Annotated in this window: 18 protein-coding genes; 6 read left to right on the top strand and 12 right to left on the bottom strand. The window is 62.3% G+C overall.

What is annotated here, in order from left to right:
* Positions 1 to 99: 99 nt before the first annotated feature.
* A complete protein-coding gene (locus AC1RTB_RS09055; RefSeq protein ID WP_492877784.1) occupies positions 100 to 1,698 on the top strand; it encodes a sensor histidine kinase in 1,599 nt (532 codons plus the stop codon).
* Positions 1,699 to 1,738: 40 nt separating this feature from the next.
* On the opposite strand, the gene AC1RTB_RS09050 is transcribed toward AC1RTB_RS09055, so the two are convergent.
* From AC1RTB_RS09050 to phnF, 12 genes are all read right to left on the bottom strand, one after another.
* Entirely contained in the window at positions 1,739 to 2,407 is a 669-nt protein-coding gene (locus AC1RTB_RS09050; protein WP_492877785.1) for a response regulator, read from the bottom strand.
* Between the two features lie 311 nt (positions 2,408 to 2,718).
* A complete protein-coding gene (locus AC1RTB_RS09045; protein WP_492877787.1) occupies positions 2,719 to 3,372 on the bottom strand; it encodes a hypothetical protein in 654 nt (217 codons plus the stop codon).
* Between the two features lie 428 nt (positions 3,373 to 3,800).
* Positions 3,801 to 4,880: an NAD/NADP octopine/nopaline dehydrogenase family protein gene (locus AC1RTB_RS09040; RefSeq protein ID WP_492877790.1), complete on the bottom strand. Its 1,080-nt coding sequence runs from the start codon at positions 4,878 to 4,880 to the stop codon at positions 3,801 to 3,803.
* A gap of 74 nt (positions 4,881 to 4,954) precedes the next feature.
* Positions 4,955 to 5,569, bottom strand: coding sequence for a helix-turn-helix domain-containing protein (locus tag AC1RTB_RS09035; protein ID WP_492877792.1), 615 nt, complete (start codon positions 5,567 to 5,569; stop codon positions 4,955 to 4,957).
* 30 nt (positions 5,570 to 5,599) lie between these two features.
* On the bottom strand, positions 5,600 to 6,175 hold the full coding sequence (locus tag AC1RTB_RS09030) for a peroxidase-related enzyme (protein WP_492877794.1): 576 nt from the start codon (positions 6,173 to 6,175) through the stop codon (positions 5,600 to 5,602).
* The gene (locus AC1RTB_RS09025) at positions 6,172 to 6,672 is read right to left on the bottom strand and encodes a CMD domain-containing protein (RefSeq protein ID WP_492877796.1); all 501 of its coding nucleotides are present in this window, start codon (positions 6,670 to 6,672) and stop codon (positions 6,172 to 6,174) included. Before AC1RTB_RS09025 ends, AC1RTB_RS09030 begins: the two co-directional genes overlap by 4 nt.
* Before the next feature lie 9 nt (positions 6,673 to 6,681).
* Entirely contained in the window at positions 6,682 to 8,175 is a 1,494-nt protein-coding gene (locus AC1RTB_RS09020; protein ID WP_492877797.1) for an NAD(P)-binding domain-containing protein, read from the bottom strand.
* Between the two features lie 45 nt (positions 8,176 to 8,220).
* A complete protein-coding gene (locus AC1RTB_RS09015) occupies positions 8,221 to 9,306 on the bottom strand; it encodes an ABC transporter ATP-binding protein (RefSeq protein WP_492877799.1) in 1,086 nt (361 codons plus the stop codon).
* The gene (locus AC1RTB_RS09010) at positions 9,306 to 10,100 is read right to left on the bottom strand and encodes an ABC transporter permease (protein WP_492877801.1); all 795 of its coding nucleotides are present in this window, start codon (positions 10,098 to 10,100) and stop codon (positions 9,306 to 9,308) included. Before AC1RTB_RS09010 ends, AC1RTB_RS09015 begins: the two co-directional genes overlap by 1 nt.
* Positions 10,100 to 11,086 carry an ABC transporter permease gene (locus tag AC1RTB_RS09005; protein ID WP_492877802.1) on the bottom strand — a complete coding sequence of 329 codons (987 nt, stop codon included), beginning with the start codon at positions 11,084 to 11,086 and terminating at the stop codon, positions 10,100 to 10,102. The genes AC1RTB_RS09010 and AC1RTB_RS09005 overlap by 1 nt, the downstream gene beginning before the upstream one ends.
* Positions 11,087 to 11,241: 155 nt before the next feature.
* Positions 11,242 to 12,351 carry an extracellular solute-binding protein gene (locus AC1RTB_RS09000; protein ID WP_492877804.1) on the bottom strand — a complete coding sequence of 370 codons (1,110 nt, stop codon included), beginning with the start codon at positions 12,349 to 12,351 and terminating at the stop codon, positions 11,242 to 11,244.
* A 312-nt stretch (positions 12,352 to 12,663) separates the two neighbouring features.
* Positions 12,664 to 13,428, bottom strand: a complete 765-nt coding sequence (gene phnF, locus AC1RTB_RS08995; RefSeq protein WP_492877806.1) for a phosphonate metabolism transcriptional regulator PhnF — start codon at positions 13,426 to 13,428, stop codon at positions 12,664 to 12,666.
* A gap of 86 nt (positions 13,429 to 13,514) precedes the next feature.
* Here phnF and phnG point away from each other — a divergent pair, with 86 nt between their 5' ends.
* Genes phnG through phnK form a run of 5 tightly spaced genes read left to right on the top strand, consistent with a single transcriptional unit; the run spans position 13,515 to position 17,514 of the window.
* The gene (phnG, locus tag AC1RTB_RS08990; protein WP_492877808.1) at positions 13,515 to 13,985 is read left to right on the top strand and encodes a phosphonate C-P lyase system protein PhnG; all 471 of its coding nucleotides are present in this window, start codon (positions 13,515 to 13,517) and stop codon (positions 13,983 to 13,985) included.
* Positions 13,985 to 14,593, top strand: coding sequence for a phosphonate C-P lyase system protein PhnH (phnH, locus tag AC1RTB_RS08985; RefSeq protein WP_492877810.1), 609 nt, complete (start codon positions 13,985 to 13,987; stop codon positions 14,591 to 14,593). The genes phnG and phnH overlap by 1 nt, the downstream gene beginning before the upstream one ends.
* 1 nt (position 14,594) lies before the next feature.
* The gene (locus AC1RTB_RS08980) at positions 14,595 to 15,698 is read left to right on the top strand and encodes a carbon-phosphorus lyase complex subunit (protein WP_492877812.1); all 1,104 of its coding nucleotides are present in this window, start codon (positions 14,595 to 14,597) and stop codon (positions 15,696 to 15,698) included.
* The gene (locus AC1RTB_RS08975; RefSeq protein ID WP_492877814.1) at positions 15,695 to 16,738 is read left to right on the top strand and encodes an alpha-D-ribose 1-methylphosphonate 5-phosphate C-P-lyase PhnJ; all 1,044 of its coding nucleotides are present in this window, start codon (positions 15,695 to 15,697) and stop codon (positions 16,736 to 16,738) included. Before AC1RTB_RS08980 ends, AC1RTB_RS08975 begins: the two co-directional genes overlap by 4 nt.
* Entirely contained in the window at positions 16,738 to 17,514 is a 777-nt protein-coding gene (phnK, locus tag AC1RTB_RS08970) for a phosphonate C-P lyase system protein PhnK (protein ID WP_492877815.1), read from the top strand. Before AC1RTB_RS08975 ends, phnK begins: the two co-directional genes overlap by 1 nt.
* Positions 17,515 to 17,516: the final 2 nt, after the last annotated feature.

Genomic DNA, 17,516 nt, shown 5'->3' with positions numbered 1-17,516 from the left:
TTCAGTTTTCGTTCAATCGACCGGGCTTGGAATTCAAAGACCAGCTTCGGTCGGGATCGCAAGAATTCGCACGACCATATTCTCGCCGGGGAGGACGCCTTGGTAGCTAACAAGGTCTCATCAAATGGGGACACCTTGGTCCCGCCCAGCCCACTGACTTTCGGTGAAGGGGAACGCGCGACCATTGATCCGGGCGCTGGTGGGACCAATGGTCAGGGCCGGATGGGACTTTGGACTCGTATCCAGAACCCTTTCAGCTACTGGCACAGGCTCAGCCTGACGGCGCAATTCCTGACTGTTGCAACGCTGATCGTTTGCGGTTCGATGGCCATTCTCGGCCAATGGCTGAGTTCGCAGATCGAGGCCGGGCAGGTTCGTAGCCGGGCTGAATCCGCCAGCTTGTATATGCAGGGGTTCCTCGCCCCCCATATCCGGCAGCTCGACGACAATCTGGAAATATCCGCAGAGCACCACCAGGAACTGGACCGGATGCTCATCGGCACAGACCTTTCGGACCGAGTCGAAGGGGTCAGGATTTGGCGCGACGATGGCACGGTGATCTACAGCACGGAGAAGTCGCTGGTCGGCAAGCGCATGCTGACGGCCGATGTGGCGCGCGCCTTTGCCGGCAACATCGTCTCCCAGATCGAAGAACAGGCCGACGACGAAGACGGCGTGACCAGATCTTACCCGTTGCTCGAGATATACGCACCCATCTACCATACCGAAGCCGACGGGGTCGTCGCCGTGGGCGAGTTCTACGAACAGGCCGGCCCGTTCATGGAAAGCCTGGCGAGCGCGCAGCGCAAGGCATGGGCAGTCGTCGGGCTCACCACGGCGGCGATGATGGCGCTGCTGTTCCTGATCGTCAGACGGGCAAACTGGCTGATCACGAGCCAGCAACACACGCTCGCCAGCCAGCTGGCTAACGCCCGGGAACTTGCCGAGCAAAACAGCGCGCTCGGTGTCATGGCCGACAAGTTGCGAATAGCTGCGAGCCAGGCCAATGAACGCCTGCTCAATCGCATCGGCGCGGACCTCCACGACGGCCCCGTGCAGCTGTTGAGCCTGCTGATACTGCGCCTGGGCCAATCGCCTTACAAAATGCGCGGCACATCGGCCAAGACGCGGCCGTCGCCGGACAAAAGCCTAGTCGATACTGGCCCAGCCGACGCAGGTGCCGAGGGATTGGCCAAGCAGGTCTTGTCTGAACTTCGCGATCTGTCGGGCGGGCTGGTTCTTCCGGAGATAGGGAGCCTTAGCCTGGAAGAGACGCTGAACCTTGCCATCGCGCGCCATGAACAAGCCACAGGAACGATGGTCGAGGCAAGATTTGAAGGGCTCCCGGGTCAGATCGATCCATCCTTGAAGATCTGTCTTTTCCGCGTCATCCAGGAGGGGCTCAACAATGCATTCCGCCACGGTGAGGCGCAGCAGCAGCACGTTTTGGCCCGCGCCAGCGACATGTCCATAACCGTGACCGTCTCGGATTCTGGGCCTGGGCTAGCGCCACGAACCGAACCGCAAGCACGCGTCAATCCGCTCGGACTTCAGGGCATCCGCAACCGTGTCGAGGTGTTCGGTGGCCGGGTCCAGCTGCGCCCCAGGCAGCCACGAGGCGCCGAACTGTTCGTGGAAATCCCGCTGACCGCACTTCCAGCCAGCGCGGTGGACCCCAAGGCATCGACAACGACATGAGCACTGCGCATTCGTATGGACGCACAAAGCGCCCGATGCGTCAGTGGAACGCCGGCTCCCGATCGCGCCGGCTCTCGGCTTCCATTTTCTGTGCGGCAATGACCACCTCAAGCCGGTTTCGCGCCTGTAGCTTCTGCATCAGCACGGTCATGTAGTGCTTGACCGTTTTTTCGCTGATGCCCAGGGAGACGGCGATTTCCTTGTTGGTCCGGCCCCTCAGCAACAGACGAATGATCTGCTCCTCGCGGATGCTGAGCTTGATGGCTTGCGCTGCGATCTTGCGAAGCGAAGCATTCCTCAAGGCTGAGATGACTTTGCTGGCAAAACCCTGCGTGATGTAGACCTCGCCGCCATGGACGGCGCGCACGCCCCTCAGCACCTCGTCGGAACTGCTGCCCTTGAGGATGTAGCCGCTTGCGCCCGCTTCGAGCGCGCGGACGGCAGCCTCGATGCCCGTCGAAGCGGTGAAGGCAACAACTTTTGTATTGTCCGACTTGGACGCGATTGCCGCGATGGCCTCAAAGGCATCGCCGGGCAGACTTAGATCAAGGATCAGAATATTCGGCAGATGCTGAGCTACAATTTCGATGGCATCAGCCGCCGTCCCGCCGCATGCCACGACATCAAAGTCGCCTTCCATTTCGAACATGCGAGCAACGCCGGAAAGCAACAGCGGGTGGTCATCGACCAACGCTATGGAGATCGTCATTACGCAAACCCCTACCCCTTACGCCGCATAGGTAGTGTAAGCGCGTAGGGTCCTCGCGTAAACAGATGTATTAGCAAATAGTTAACCACCAGCGTTTCGGCGACCGGCGCCGGCGCAATTCGGGCCGTTTATCGCGAGAATCTTTGGCAAGACCGGACCGAAAAGCCTGTCCGAATTGGGTAGTTTCGCGGTGCTGGCCTAAGCACAATGGTGGAGGTTAGTGGACTGAAACTACGCTTTTTGTGGTACGAAGAGATGCCTCGCCTGTGCCGAAATGGTGCAGCCATGCATGCTGCACCATCGCGGTGATCTCATGCGGTGCGGAAGCGACTTTGCAGCAAGCCTTTGCGGCTTTGCCACCAGGTGCTGATCGCCGGAAGCGCGTGAACAGAAAGCTGGACCGCGACGATCGCAACACAAACAATGATCAGATAGGCCAGAAGGATCGCCGAGGCGGGCACGGTGAAGTTGAACTGCACCAGCGCACCCAGCGCCACCGGGACGTACCAGGAGGCGACCGAAATCGCACCCGATGCCAGAAAGGCATGACGCTGCAGATTGCTCATCGACAGGAAGAGCGGCTTGCCGATCTGTTCTTCTATGCGCGGCAGCACCACAGCGTGGATGAAGACGCCGTTGACACTCAACACCCAGACAATGGCGAGCTTGGCCCAGATCTTTTCATTGGTCAGCTTCACGGGTTCGCAAAATGCGTAAAGGACGAGAAATCCAAGCCCGGTCAGCCAAAGGATAAGCAGCCCGACATTGACCAGCTTGGAGACGAACTTGAACACGATCCATTTTTCGGGCGTGATCCTTTCGCTGACAAAAAACCGCATCAACATCAGGTCGAGCACGGTCGCGCCACCCAGGCCGAGTGCTAAACCTATGAAATGAACGAACCGCAGGATCGTACGGGTAGCCAAAACAAAGTCGGCACAAAATGCTTGAAGTAGAAGGCCCATCGCGTTTCCCTCGCAAAATGAGAAATCAGGAAAACGCGCAGTCCCTTCGATGCCTTGCGCCTCTCATGGCAAAAAGGCTCGCACGCAGCGTCAGGACAACGCGCACAAACCCCGCCCGATGAACTCTGAAGAATGGGCAATAGATGCCCGAGGAGAAGACAGCCGAGACACGGCTGCCGTTGCCAAGCCGCCTGACGCCTGCCTTTCCAACTGATCCATTGCCTGCGGCTCAGTCTGAATCGGCAATCCGACGACGCCTGGAACGTGCAGCAAGCAAAGCAGCAGTGAAACCGGCCCGCGACCTATGCTGCAGAAAGCAGGACCTTGTGAGGGAGTAGCAGGACCTTGGTCTGACCCGGCGGCTGCCGCATACGGGAAAGAAAAGTTGGCGCGGCGGCCCGCCAGGGGCGCCGCGCCGCAGCGCTTGGTTAAGCTGCCGCAAATCCGTCGCGGCACAGGCCGTTGAGCTGCTCCAGCGACATCGCGTCGAGGTCGAGTGCTGTAAGCAGATCGTTCTCGGCATTGAAGTCGCGGCCATACATGGCCGAGAAGATGCGCACGCCGGCTTCGTGGAGCTCGGCGGGGTAGCCCGCGAGACGGCCGATCTTGGCAGTCGCGACCAGGCCGAACGGCACGTCTTCGGTGACATAGCGGCTGTCGGCGGTGGTTGGACCGGTGCCGCCATTGCCGGCTTCGTGCATCTCCTGGTTCATCTGCGAGATCGAGTTCATCGGCACATGGAACGACAGGTGGAAATGCTGGAAGATGTTGCGCACGTCCAGGCCGAGCTTGGTGGCGATGGCGATGCGCTCCTCGTCGAGCTGTTCGAGCAGACGGCCGACATTCGGCGTCACGTTCTGGCCCTGGCTCCAGTTCTCGCCACGCTCCATGCGCGTCATGTTGCCGAGCGCGATGCCCATGTGGTTCTGCGGGTTGAGATTGGAGAGCGCGATCGCCATCAGGCTGCCCCGGTCGACGAAACGGTCGCCAAACAACGTCTGGCAAACAGCGAAGCCATCGGCACTGCGCGACGCCGGCACGGTGGCAAGATCAACCTTCTTGCGCACGGTGTTGACGTTGACCGAGGTCGGGCTGAGCTGGCGGCCGGACACCACAGTGGTGCCCCAGCCGACGATCGGCGCGACGACGCCGCGCGCCGCAAGCAGGCGCGACAGGTAAAGCGCGCCAAAAGAGGCGTGCGAGGAGATGATGACGGTCTGGTCGGCTCTGATGTAGGGCGCGATGGCGTCGAGCACGGTCTTGTGGCCATAGGCCGGCAGCGCGATCACGATTGCCTCGGCGCCGGCGACGAGTGCTTCAGCACTTGCGGCGGCTGCCGGATGGAAAGTGCCTTCGACGGCACCTTGTGCGACCAGGGCCTCGCCCTTGGCCAGCGCCTTGGTCCGCTCGCCCGACGGCGACCACAGCGTCGCGTGATGCCCCTGCTGTTCGAGAAACACCGCCGTCCCAAAGGCGATCGAACCCGCACCGACAATACCTACCTGCATTCCAACATTCCCTTTTGGATCAACGTCATTTCAGTTCCGGAAGCCCGCCAAATGCCGGCGCCGCCGGGGTCGTTTCATTTCGGGCGTATCAACGCCCGCGTTGTGCTGCTGCCGACCTCGCCTGAGGCCACCACCAGGAAAGCCCGCGCCCCGACTGCTCCGGCGCTGGTCAGAGAATGCGGGACATCGCCCGCGTAGCGCGCCGTCTCGCCGGCACGCACGATCATTTCGTTGCCCGCGCTGCGCACCACGATCTCGCCTTCGGTGCAATGCAGATGCTCGATGGTGCCCGCACCATGCGGATCGCTGATCAGCTTGCCCGCAGGCTCGAAGCTCAGCAGATACCATTCGATCAGCGGCACCATGCCGGCTGGCGACAATATCTGCAGCGTGCAGCTGCCATCGGCACTACGGATTGTCGGCGTCAGGTTCTCCGGCTGCAGGTCGATGCGGTCGCCGCGCTCTTCGCTGGCACCGCTGATCAGGTTGTTGAGGTCGATGTTGAGCGCCCGGGTCAGATGCCACAGCGTGCCATAGGTCGGGTTGGCGTTGCCGCGCTCGATCTCGGACAGCATCGAGCGCGACACGCCCGATTTCGTCGCCAGATCGGCAAGCGTGAGCTTCTGCTGTTTTCGGTACGCCTGCAGGCGCGGCCCGATTTCCGGCGGATTGACCGAATGCATGTTCATTCCGATGCTCCTTCCGACGCCACGGGCAATCTATTCGGCGAGCGGCTCTCCAAGCGTGTGCATGAGCCGGTTGGCCCAGCCAAACAGCGACGACGACAGGATCAGGTCGAGGATTTCGTCCTTGCCGAGGCCGGCATCAACCAGCGCCTGCATGTCGGTGGCATCAGCATCGGAGGGGCATTTCGACAGCTTGACCGCGAAGTTCAGGATCGCCTTGAGCCGGGGCTCGATCTCGGCATCGACACCGTCGGCAAAGATCGCCGCGATGACGGTCTCGTCCTTGGCGAGCTGGTTGTAGCGGCTGGCGTGCACCGCTGCACAATAGATGCAGCGGTTGACGATCGAGGCACCGACAGCGCCGATCTCGCGCTCGGCACGCGACAGGCCGCCCTTGTTGTACATCACGCCATTGAACAGCGGCGAGCGGTGCGTCAGCGTCTCGACGTCATGCGCCAGCACCAGAACATAATCCGACACCTTGGTGTTGGACGGAGTGATCTTCAGCGCTTCGATCTGAGCGGGGCTCGCCTCGGCGAGGTCGAGCGGCCTGACGTAGGGCTTCCACTCGGGAATGGTGGTGGTGAATTCGTGGACAACCTTGCTCATGCCAATCCCCGCATCAGCCGCAGCCCGGCGGCGACTCTGATCTGATAGCTGACGAAGGCGACAAGCTCCGACAGACGCACGATGTCGGCATCGGCGAGACCCGCTTCCTGCAGCAATTCGATGTCGCGGCGCGTCGCATCCTTGGGCGCATGCGCCACCAGGTCGACATGCCGGATCAGCGCCTTGAGCCGCGCATCATTGCCGCCGTCGAACCAGATGTCGGCAATGCGCGCCGTGTCGCCGGACGCACCGGCCTTTTCGAGCAAGGCTTCGAAATGTTCCTCGAAGTCCTTGTCGTCGTTGATCTTGGCGATACGGCACGCAAGCGCCGCGCGCTCGGCATGCGACAGCCCGCCTGTTTCAACCGGCGTCAATGCGCCATCATGCGTCTGCTGCGTCAGTGCCATGATGTCGGCGCGTCCCGCCACTACATCAGCCAGCGCGCTGCCGGGTTCGATACCGACAATCGCGGCTATCACATCCTGATTTTCAGCCATGTGGTCCTCCTATGCCTGCTTGCGGGCAGCTGTCAGCTCATCATCCGGCAAGGGCGATGCCGTCCACTCGTCGCCGCGCAGTTCGGGCGTGTCGTAGTCGAGCAGGCGCTGCCAGTATTGGCCGAAATTCTCGGTGTAGAGCTTGGCCGCGATCTCGCGCGCCAGTAGCGCGGCGCCCTCGCTGATGCCCGGAATGTCGCCGCTCATCTTGCCAAGACTTGCAGCGGCACCGGAATTGAAGCTGTGGATGTTGGCGAGCCAAGGCGCCTGTCCCGGCTCGCGCTCAAGGAAGGTGAAGTCGTTGGCGAGATAGGGGAACTTGCCGAGATCGCTGTTTTCCTGGCCTTCCGGCGGCGTGAAGCGATCCTGCCAGAGAAGGATCTTGTCGGCGTAGCCGTCGAGTTCCTTGCGCGCCAGCGGATCGACGCCAAAGCCGGTGCCAAGGATCAGGAAGTCGGCGCGAACCGACTTGCCCTGCGATGTCGAAATGACGATCTCGTCGCCGTCGAGCTCGGTCTTTTCGACCGCCGCGTCGAAATGGAAATAGGCGTTCGGATGCCGGCTGACGCGCATCGTCGAACCGCGTGGCGCCGGCGTCTGCGTGCGCAGCGAATAGTTCATGATCTGCCAGCGCCTGGCATCGCCCAGCTGCGGGAAGGCAGCGGTGAAACCGAACGAGCCGATGCCCATCAGCTTGTTGATGCAAGGCATCTGCTTGCGCCGGATGAGATGGCGGACTTCCGCGGCACCAGCTTCCAGCGCTTCGGCGGCATTGTCGACGGCGGATGCGCCGACGCCGACCACCACCACACGTTTTCCGCGCAGGGCGGGGAAGTCGATGTCGTCAGATGAATGCGCCCAGTATTTCCGGGGCAGATTGTCGACGAAGCCGGGAATGCTGGGATGTCCCATGCCATCGCGGCCGGTCGCCATCACCACCTTGCGGGCGAGTACCGATTTTTCGCGTGCGCCCTCGCCGGCAAGTGTCAGCCGCATCAGCTCGCCTTCGGGCAGGATCGTCTTGACCTCGACGCCATTCTCAACCGGCAGGTCCAGCACCTTGCGGTACCAGCGTAGATATTCCATCCACATCGGGCGCGGGATCTTGTCGAGTTCCGCCCAGGTTTCGTTGCCGAACTGAGCGACATACCAGGCGCGGAAGGTCAGCGACGCCATGCCATAGGCCGGGCCTGTCAACTGCTTGGGCGAACGCAGCGTTTCCATGCGGGCATAGGTCAGCCATGGGCCTTCGAATCCAGCCGGGCTGCGGTCGAAGATGCGGATGTTCTGGATGCCCGCGCCGATCAACGCGAAGCTTGCGACCAGGCCGCACATGCCGCCGCCGATGACGACGACATCGTGGACATGTTCCTTAGCCGCCGTCGGCACAACCCAGTTTGCCGGCGGATAGCACAAGCAGGCCAGGTCGTCGCGAACGCGCTGTTCGAGTTCTTCCAGTCCGCCGGCGGCGGACTGGAGCGGTGCGGATACGTCAAACGCCATGGTGATCTGCCTGTTGCCCACGCCAAACGGCCCGGGCGTCCTTCCTCAGTTGTGTGCGTGGCGGTCGGGAATGACCGTCGTGGTCTCGGGTTTCCAGCCGACCCAGACATCGTCGCCGTTGAGCTGGGTAACATCGGAGGGGTGGACCAGCGCATTGAGCATCGTGCCGTCGCCGACCTCGACTGAAAGCGACGTGTGGTTGCCCTTGAACACGCGCTGGCGGATCTTGCCCTTGATACGGTTGCCGCTTGCCGGCTCATCGGCCGAGCAATGGATCGCCTCGGGACGCAGCACGACATAGAGGTTGTCGCCGGCCTTGGGCGTGAGCCCGCCCTGTGCCGCCTTGATGGTGATGCCGTTCCAGCTCAACGCCGCGACATCGCCCTCCGTGCCAACGACAGTGCTGCGCAACAGGTTGGTTTCGCCGATGAAATTGGCGACGAACACCGAGCCCGGACGGCCATAGAGCGTGTTCGGGTCGCCCATCTGCTCGATCTTGCCCTTGTTCATGACCACGATCGTGTCGGACATGGTCAGCGCCTCTTCCTGGTCGTGGGTCACGAACATGAAGGTCTTGCCGGTCTTTTCCTGGATCGACTTGAGCTCGATTTGCATTTGCTGGCGCAACTTGGCGTCGAGCGCCGACAGCGGCTCGTCGAGCAGCAGCACGTCCGGATCGGGTGCCAAGGCGCGCATCAGCGCCACACGCTGGCGCTGACCGCCGGACAGTTCCGAAGGCAGGCGCTTGGCGTAGTCCTGGAGCTGCACAAGCTCAAGCAGTTCCGACACGCGGCGATGGATATGCTGGTTGTCCAACCCCTTCAGCTCAAGGCCGAAGGCGATGTTCTTGGCGACGCTCATATGCGGGAAGAGCGCATAATCCTGGAACACGATGTTGACGTTGCGCTTGTTGGGCGGAACACGCGTCACGTCCTTGCCGCCAAGCAGGATGCGGCCGGAGTTCGGCGTCTCGAAACCGCCGAGCATGCGCAGCGAGGTCGACTTGCCGCAGCCGGAGGGCCCGAGCAGGGTGACGAACTTGCCGCCCTCGATGCTCAGGTTCAGGTTCTCGACGGCAACATGCTTGCCGTAGCTCTTGGTGACATTGTCGAACTGAACGACGGGTTCCATCAGCGGGTCCTCGCGCGGCGGGTAAGGTACTCGGCGTACAGTCCGACGGCGGCGGTAACCACCAGGACGAGTGTCGCCATTGCGTTGATTTCAGGAGACATGCCGCCTTGCACCTTGGCGAAGATCAGCATGGGAAGGGTCGGGCGATAGCCGCCCAGGAAGAAGGTGCGGACGAAGTCGTCGATCGACAAAAGCACGCAGAAGATCATGCCACCGACCAGCGCCGGCCCGAGATAGGGCAGCGTGACGCGGAAGAAGGCAACCACGCTGTCGGCTCCGAGATCGCGCGCCGCATCGACCAGATTGCCCGGCATCGAGCGCAGCCGCGTCAGCGCCATCACCACCACGAAGGGCACGGCGTGCACCGTGTGGCCCAGGATGATGGCGGCGGTTCCCGTCGGCATGTCGATGGTCGAGATGAAGATGCGCAGCGAGATTGCGGAAATCATGCCGGGCACGACGGCCGGCAGGCAGGCGAGCGCGAAGATGATGACCTGGCCCTTGATGCCCTCGGCAACGATCAGCATGGCAATCCATGTGCCAAGCGTGGTTGCGGCCAGTGTCGAACAGGCAGCGATCATCACCGAATACAGGCAAGCTTCCAGGAACTGCTTGTCCTGCATGACCTTGGCGTACCAATCGAAGGTCCACTCGCCGATCGGGAAAGCGACGAAATTGGCGTCCTTGAAGCTCATCGCCATCATCAGCGTGAGCGGCAACAGCAGATAAAGCAGGAAGGCCCAGTAAAACGCGGTCAGCGTGGTGCGCGGGGCGTCGGAAAACATGTTGCGCATCAAAATGCACTCCTTTTCTTGCCGCCGACGAGGCGCATGAAGATGCCAGCCGTGATCAGGGCCGTAACCAGCATGATCAGCGCGAAGGCAGCACCGACCGGCCACTTGTTGCTGGCACCGTGGAAGAAGCCGCTGATCGTTTCAGGAAACAGCACGGTGTTTGGTCCACCCAGCAGCATGGGGGTCGCGAAGACACCGATGCAGGTCAGGAACACCAGCGAACAGCCCGAAACGATACCGTCCTTGGACAGCGGCAGGATGATCTTGCGGAAGCGCGTGAACGGACCGGCGCCGAGATCGGCGGCAGCATCCAGATACTGCGAAGGAATCTTCTCGATCGCCGAATAGAGCGGCAGAAGCATGTACAGGCAGATCAGATAAACAAGGCCGAAGCCGAGCGAGAACGAGGTGTAGAGCATTGGGATCGGCCGATCGATCAACCCGATCTCACGCAACAGCACGTTGAGCGCGCCGCGATTGGCCAAGAGCATGATCACCGAAAAGGTGCGGATCAGTTCGCCGGCCCAAAACGGCACCAGAAGCAGCAACAGCGCCTTGGAGCGGCCTTCCGGCTTGACGATCTTGGCGACGTAGTAGGCGACCGGATAGACCACCACCAGAGTGATCGCGGTCGCTGCCGTTGCGAAGATGAAGCTCTTGATCAGCGGCGTGAAATAGAGCGATTCGCTGAAGAAGATCGCGTAGTTGTCGAAGGTGAAACGCGACTCCGTGCCCGGCTGGGCCGGATAGTGGGACATCAGGCTGATCTTCAGCATCTGATAGATCGGCCCGACATGCAGCATGATCAGCCAGATCAGCGGCACGCCGGCCAGAAGGATGATCCGGCCGATGCGCGACTCCACCGCAGCACCCAGCGTGTGCCGGTAAAGCGCGGAATTGACCACCTTGGCTATGCCGGTCGAATATCTGGGCACGGACACGTCGCGCGCCGCGCCGTAGCCGGCTGTCGTGTTGCTACTCACCATCAAACAATCTCGGTTGGCGCAGCCCGACTGATTCCGGGCAACATGGCCGGCGATCAGTCATCGCGCGTTGTGGGGCTTGGACAGGCAGGCTGCCTGCCCCGGAGATCGTCGCAGCGCTCCGGGACAGGCCACAGCCCATGCGAGGCTTGGCCTCGTCAGGCCGCTTTGACCTCAGCGGTCGCGCGGTCGATCATCTCGTTCTTCATGTCGCGGTTGACCGAGGAGAAGAAGATGATGCGCTCGACTTGCTCCTGCGGCAGCGTCGAGGCGAGCTTTTCGCGTTCGTTGAGCAGGTCGCCGACGCCGTTCATTGTCGAGCTGTAGCCCGACTGACGGGTCATCGCCGCGCCGACTTCCGGGCTCGCCAGGATCGCGTCGAGCAGCTTGTAGGCGTTCTCGGCGTTCGGTGCGTTGTTGACGACGTTGAGCGTGTAGCAGAAGCCGAACGTGCCTTCCTTCGGCACCGACAGCTGGATCGGGTGGCCATCGATGATCAGCTTTGCAGCCGGGCCAGACCACGAATGGGCAAGATAGATGTCCTCGTTGATGAACATCTGCTGCACTTCCGAACCAGCATCGTAGTACTTGCGGACCAGGTCCTTGTTCTTGATCAGGAAATCGCGCGCTTCGTTGGTCGCCTTCTGGGCGATTTCCGGCTTGTCGGCATAGCTGACGAAGTCGCCGTCATGGCCGAGATACTGCATGACGATGGTCATGAAATCGCTGACGATATAGGAGGTCTGGCCCTTGTACTGCGGATCGAACATGATCTCCCAGCTCGGCGCGTCCTTCACATAATCGACATTGCGGGCAAGGCCCTCATAGCCGGCGAGGATCGGCAGGCCCCACAGATTGCCGTCGATGCGCGCCCAAGGAGCGTCCTGGTAAGCGGTGTTGAGGTTCTTCCAGTTCGAGATTTTGCCGGTGTCGAGCGGCTGAAGCAGCTTCGAGCTGATGAACTGCGAATAGCGGTGACCGGCAACCGTAACGATGTCGGTCGAAGGATTGGCACCCTCGGCGGTGAGCAGATTGTACTGCTTGCCCTGGTCGTCGGTCAGGCGGATGTTGACCTGAATTCCAGTGTCTTTCTGGAACTTGTCGATGAATTCCTGCGGCAGGAACTTGTCATAGGTGGTGATGTTCAGCACGCCGCTCGCCGCCCAGCTTGGGGTCGGGCGAATGACATAGGGCATCGCAAGAGCGGCAGCGCCACCGCCAAGCAGCTTCAGCGCGGTACGGCGGTTTGGTACCAGAATATTGTTCATTATGTTCCCCATTTGGATAATACGAAGCACGCGCGGAAATGACCGCGCAATAAAACCCGCCCCGCCCAGTCAAATAGACTGCGCGATCGACAAGCCGGCGAAGAAATGTACTCGCAGAGATTTACAGACAGCTATGAACTGGCGCCAAGTCCTCCACTAAGCCAGCCACGAATTCCGACATTCCGTCCGCAAATTCCACTAAACTGGAATTTTTCTGTAAACCGGACGATTGTCAAGCATTGTTAGAAAAAATCTGTTTGCCCACCAACATCTAACGGCAGTCTGGTGGGCCATAGCTGTGGATGAAGCCGGCTAAGCCTCGGTCGAGACGCTGAGTTCGACCCGATCCGCGACAAAGCGGGTTTCGGCATACTGGACCGGTACGCCTTCTGCATCGACATTGACCGCAACGGCGACGAGCACGATGGCCCCGGCCGAAAGCTTGAGATCGGCCAGATCTGCGGTATCAGCGTGCCGCGCCGAGACCAGAGTCGACCGGCGAAAATAGTCCGCGATTCCAAAATGCTGGAAACTGAGCGTGATCGAGCCGGTTTCGGCGTAAGCTTGCTCGAAGCTTGGAAAGCGTTTCGCGTCGAACCAGCTTGTCGCGCGCGAAACCGGTCGGCCATCGGCCTCGCTCAGCGTCTCCAGCCGGATCACAGGTGCCGCTACGGCTAGGCGCAACGATTCGGCGACACGCGTGCTCGCCGGCTCAAGCGCATGCGCCAGGAGCGTGCTGCGGCGTTCGCGCGTCTGCTCGCGCAGGCCGGTGGAAAAGCGCGTCCGCGCCGAAATCGGATAAGACAGCTTCTGCCGGCTTTCGACAAAGGTGCCCCGTCCCTGCTCGGCGCGCAGCACGCCCTCCTGGACAAGCGCGGCAATGGCGCTGCGCAAGGTGTGGCGGTTGACGCCGAAACGTTCGGACAGCGCCATTTCTGTCGGCAGCCGACCATCGGCGCCCAACGTGCCGGCTGATACCGCCTGCCTGATCTGGTCGGCGATCTGGCGCCACAGCGCCACGCCGCTCTTCCGCGTTACCGTCGATTCCGGCTCGTTCAAATCCCCAGCCCCTGTCATGCGCCCGTCACGGAGCCTCTCTACAAGCCCATTGTATGTTGTTCGTTTGTATAGAACAATAGACAAATAAAACGAACGGAGCGGCGATGAAGATGGACCGACGGCAGGAAAAAGAATTGGAGGCGGCGCGCAAGGCCGCGATGGCGGCACTGGCCACGGCACCCGGCGACGAGTTGAAGCGCCTGTGCGCAGCAGCCGGCGTGACCAATGATGCCGAGTTGCTGCGCGGCCCCGAAACCGGACTGGTGTCGGTACGTGGCCGCATCGGCGGCGGCGGCGCGCCGTTCAACTTCGGCGAGGCGACGGTGACACGCGCCACCGTGCGTTTGCCGAGCGGTGAGATCGGCCATGCCTACGCGCTCGGCCGCGACAAGGAAAAGGCCCGGCTTTCGGCCATCACTGACGCGCTCTGGCAGAAGCCGGACCGGCGCGCCGAGATCGAGCAGAAGATCATCGCGCCGCTGCGCGCGGCGCAAGCTCAAGCCGATGCTATCAGCCGCGCCGAGACGGCGGCGACCAAGGTCGACTTCTTCACCATGGTGCGCGGAGAGGACTGATGGAACAGATGGATGTGATAGACGGCGGTTTCACCGCTCCCGTATTCGACGCACAGTCGGTGTTCCGCGCGGTGATGGACGCCATGGCCCGGCCGGGCACCATTCAGCCTGTGCACGCCCTTGCACAGCCGCCGGCACCGCTTTCGCCGACAGTTGGTGCGGTGGCGCTGACCTTGTGCGACCACGACACCCCGCTGTGGCTCGACACCGGATTGCAGGTCTCGGCGGCGGCAAAATCCTGGCTCGGTTTCCACACTGGCGCACCGCAGGCCGGAACACCGGCCGACGCACATTTCGTGCTCGTCGCCAACCCGGCCAACCTGATCGCGCTCGAAAACTTCGCGCAAGGGACGCAGGAATATCCCGATCGTTCGACGACGCTTATCCTGCAGGTCGAAAGCCTGACGTCGGGCGCGCCGCTTCGCCTCGAAGGCCCCGGTATCGAAACCTTCGCCTCCATCGCGCCGACACCGCTGCCGCGCCATTTCGTCGAGCAGTGGCGGCAGAACGGTGCGCGTTTTCCGCGCGGCGTCGACCTGATCCTGGCGGCACCCGACGGCATTGCCTGCCTGCCCCGCACCACCCGCATCAAGACGACGGAGGCCTGACATGTATGTGGCAGTCAAAGGTGGCGAAGCCGCCATCGCCAACGCCCACCGCCTGCTCGCCGACCGTCGCCGTGGCGACCGTTCGGTACCTGCGCTGCGCATCGACCAGATCGTCGAACAGCTGGCGCTCGGCATCGACCGCGTCATGGCCGAAGGCTCGCTCTACGACCGCGAACTTGCGGCCCTTGCGGTGATGCAATCGCGCGGCGACCTGATCGAGGCGATCTTCCTCGTTCGCGCCTATCGCACGACATTGCCGCGCTTTGGCTACACCAGGCCGATCGACACCGCTGCCATGCAGGTCGAGCGGCGCGTTTCAGCAACCTACAAGGACCTGCCCGGCGGCCAGTTGCTCGGGCCGACCTTCGACTACACACACCGTCTGCTCGACCCTGACCTTGCCGGCGATCCAGTGGTCGCTGAAGCCGAACAACGCGTGTCAGACGACCAGCGCATGATGCGCGTGTCCGAAATCCTCGCCCAGGAAGGCCTGATCGAAGCCGACGGCGAACTGCCTGAGGATCACCTCACCGGCGACATCACCCGCGAACCGCTGGAGTTCCCGCTGGCCCGCGACAGCCGCCTGCAGGCGCTGTCGCGCGGCGACGAGGGTTTTCTGCTCGCGCTCGGCTACTCCACGCAGCGCGGCTATGGCCGCAGTCACCCCTTCGTCGGCGAGGTCCGCATCGGCGAGGTCGAACTCGAACTCGACGTGCCGGAACTCCCCTTCCCCGTCACGCTCGGCCGCATCCGCGTCACCGAGTGCCAGATGGTCAATCAGTTCAAGGGTTCGGCCAAGGCACCACCGCAATTCACCCGCGGCTACGGCCTTGTCTTCGGCCAGTCGGAGCGCAAGGCGATGGCGATGTCATTGTGCGACCGTGCGCTGCGTGCCGGCGAACTCGGCGAGGATATCACCGCCCCCGCGCAAGACGAGGAGTTCGTCATTTCGCACTCCGACAACGTCCAGGCCACCGGCTTCGTCGAGCACCTGAAGCTGCCACATTATGTCGACTTCCAGGCCGAACTCGACCTCGTCCGCCGCATGCGCACCGAGCATGAAAAGCGAAACCAACCAACCGACCAGCGCGAGGCGGCAGAATGACCACCGCAGCACCAGAAATCGCAACCTACAACTTCGCCTATCTCGATGAGCAGACCAAGCGGATGATCCGCCGCGCGATCCTCAAGGGCGTCGCCATCCCCGGCTACCAGGTGCCCTTCGCCAGCCGTGAAATGCCGATGCCCTATGGCTGGGGCACTGGCGGCGTGCAGGTCACTGCCGCGATCATCGGCCCCGATGACGTGCTCAAGGTCATCGACCAGGGCGCCGACGACACCACCAATGCGGTGTCCATCCGCGCCTTTTTCCAGAAGGTCGCCGACGTCGCTGTTACCACCGAGACGGCCAAGGCGACGATCATCCAGACCCGTCACCGCATTCCCGAGCATCCGCTGACGGCGGGACAGACGCTGGTCTATCAGGTGCCGATCCCCGAGCCGCTGCGCTTCCTCGAACCGCGCGAAACCGAGACGCGCAAAATGCACGCTCTCGAAGAATACGGGCTGATGCATGTGAAGCTCTACGAGGACATTGCCCGCCACGGCCGCATCGCCACGACCTATGCCTACCCGGTCAAGGTCGAGGGCCGCTATGTGATGGACCCTTCGCCGACGCCGAAATTCGACAATCCCAAGATGCACATGTCGCCCGCGCTCCAGCTGTTCGGCGCCGGCCGCGAAAAACGCATCTATGCCGTGCCGCCCTTCACCAAGGTGGTCAGCCTCGACTTCGAGGATCATCCCTTCGAGATCCAGAGCTTCGACCAGCCCTGCGCGCTTTGCGGCGCCGAGCAGGTCTATCTCGACGAGGTCATCCTCGATGACAAGGGTGGACACATGTTCGTCTGTTCCGACACCGACCATTGCGAGAAGCGCCAGGAAGACGGCCATCGCGGCCACCTGGCGGGCAATGTTCTTGAAGCATCGGGCAGCCCCTCATCCCCTGCCGGACCTTCTCCCCGTGAACAACGGGGAGAAGGAGGAAGCTTCAACGCCGTCGCCCCCCTCGCCCCGTCTTTACGGGGAGAGGGTAAGGGTGAGGGGCAGCACAGTGCGCCAGGCCATGGCGGGGAGAAAAAATGATGACCGACGAACCGCTTCTGCGCGTCACTGCGCTTTCGAAATATTACGGCTCGCGCATCGGCTGCGAGGACATTTCCTTCGACCTCTGGCCGGGCGAAGTTCTGGCCGTGGTCGGCGAGTCCGGCTCGGGCAAGACGACGCTGCTCAACTGCCTTGCCACCCGGCTCCTGCCGACCTCAGGCACGGCCAGCTACCGCATGCGCGACGGCCAGTGGCGCGACCTCTACCGCATGAGCGAGGCCGAGCGACGCTTGCTGATGCGAACCGACTGGGGGTTCGTCCACCAGAACCCGGCAGATGGCCTGCGCATGACTGTGTCGGCCGGCGCCAATGTCGGCGAGCGGCTGATGGCGGTCGGCGACCGGCACTATGGCAACATCCGCGCCACCGCCGTCGACTGGCTCAGCCGCGTCGAGATCGACGAAGAGCGTATCGACGACGAACCGCGCGCGTTTTCCGGCGGCATGCGCCAGCGCCTGCAGATCGCCCGCAACCTCGTCACCAGTCCGCGCCTGGTGTTCATGGACGAGCCGACCGGCGGCCTCGACGTTTCGGTGCAGGCGCGCCTGCTCGACCTGTTGCGCGGGCTGGTCACCGATCTTGGCCTTGCCGCGATCGTCGTCACCCACGACCTGGCGGTCGCGCGGCTCTTGTCCCAGCGCATGATGGTGATGAAGGACGGCCACGTCGTCGAAAGCGGTCTCACCGACCGCGTGCTCGACGACCCGCGCGCGCCTTACACCCAGCTCCTCGTTTCCTCGATCCTCCAGGTGTAACC

The sequence above is a fragment of the Aminobacter sp. GW821-FHT11F06 genome (assembly GCF_058808215.1).
This window is presented reverse-complemented; position numbering and strand designations above follow the sequence as displayed.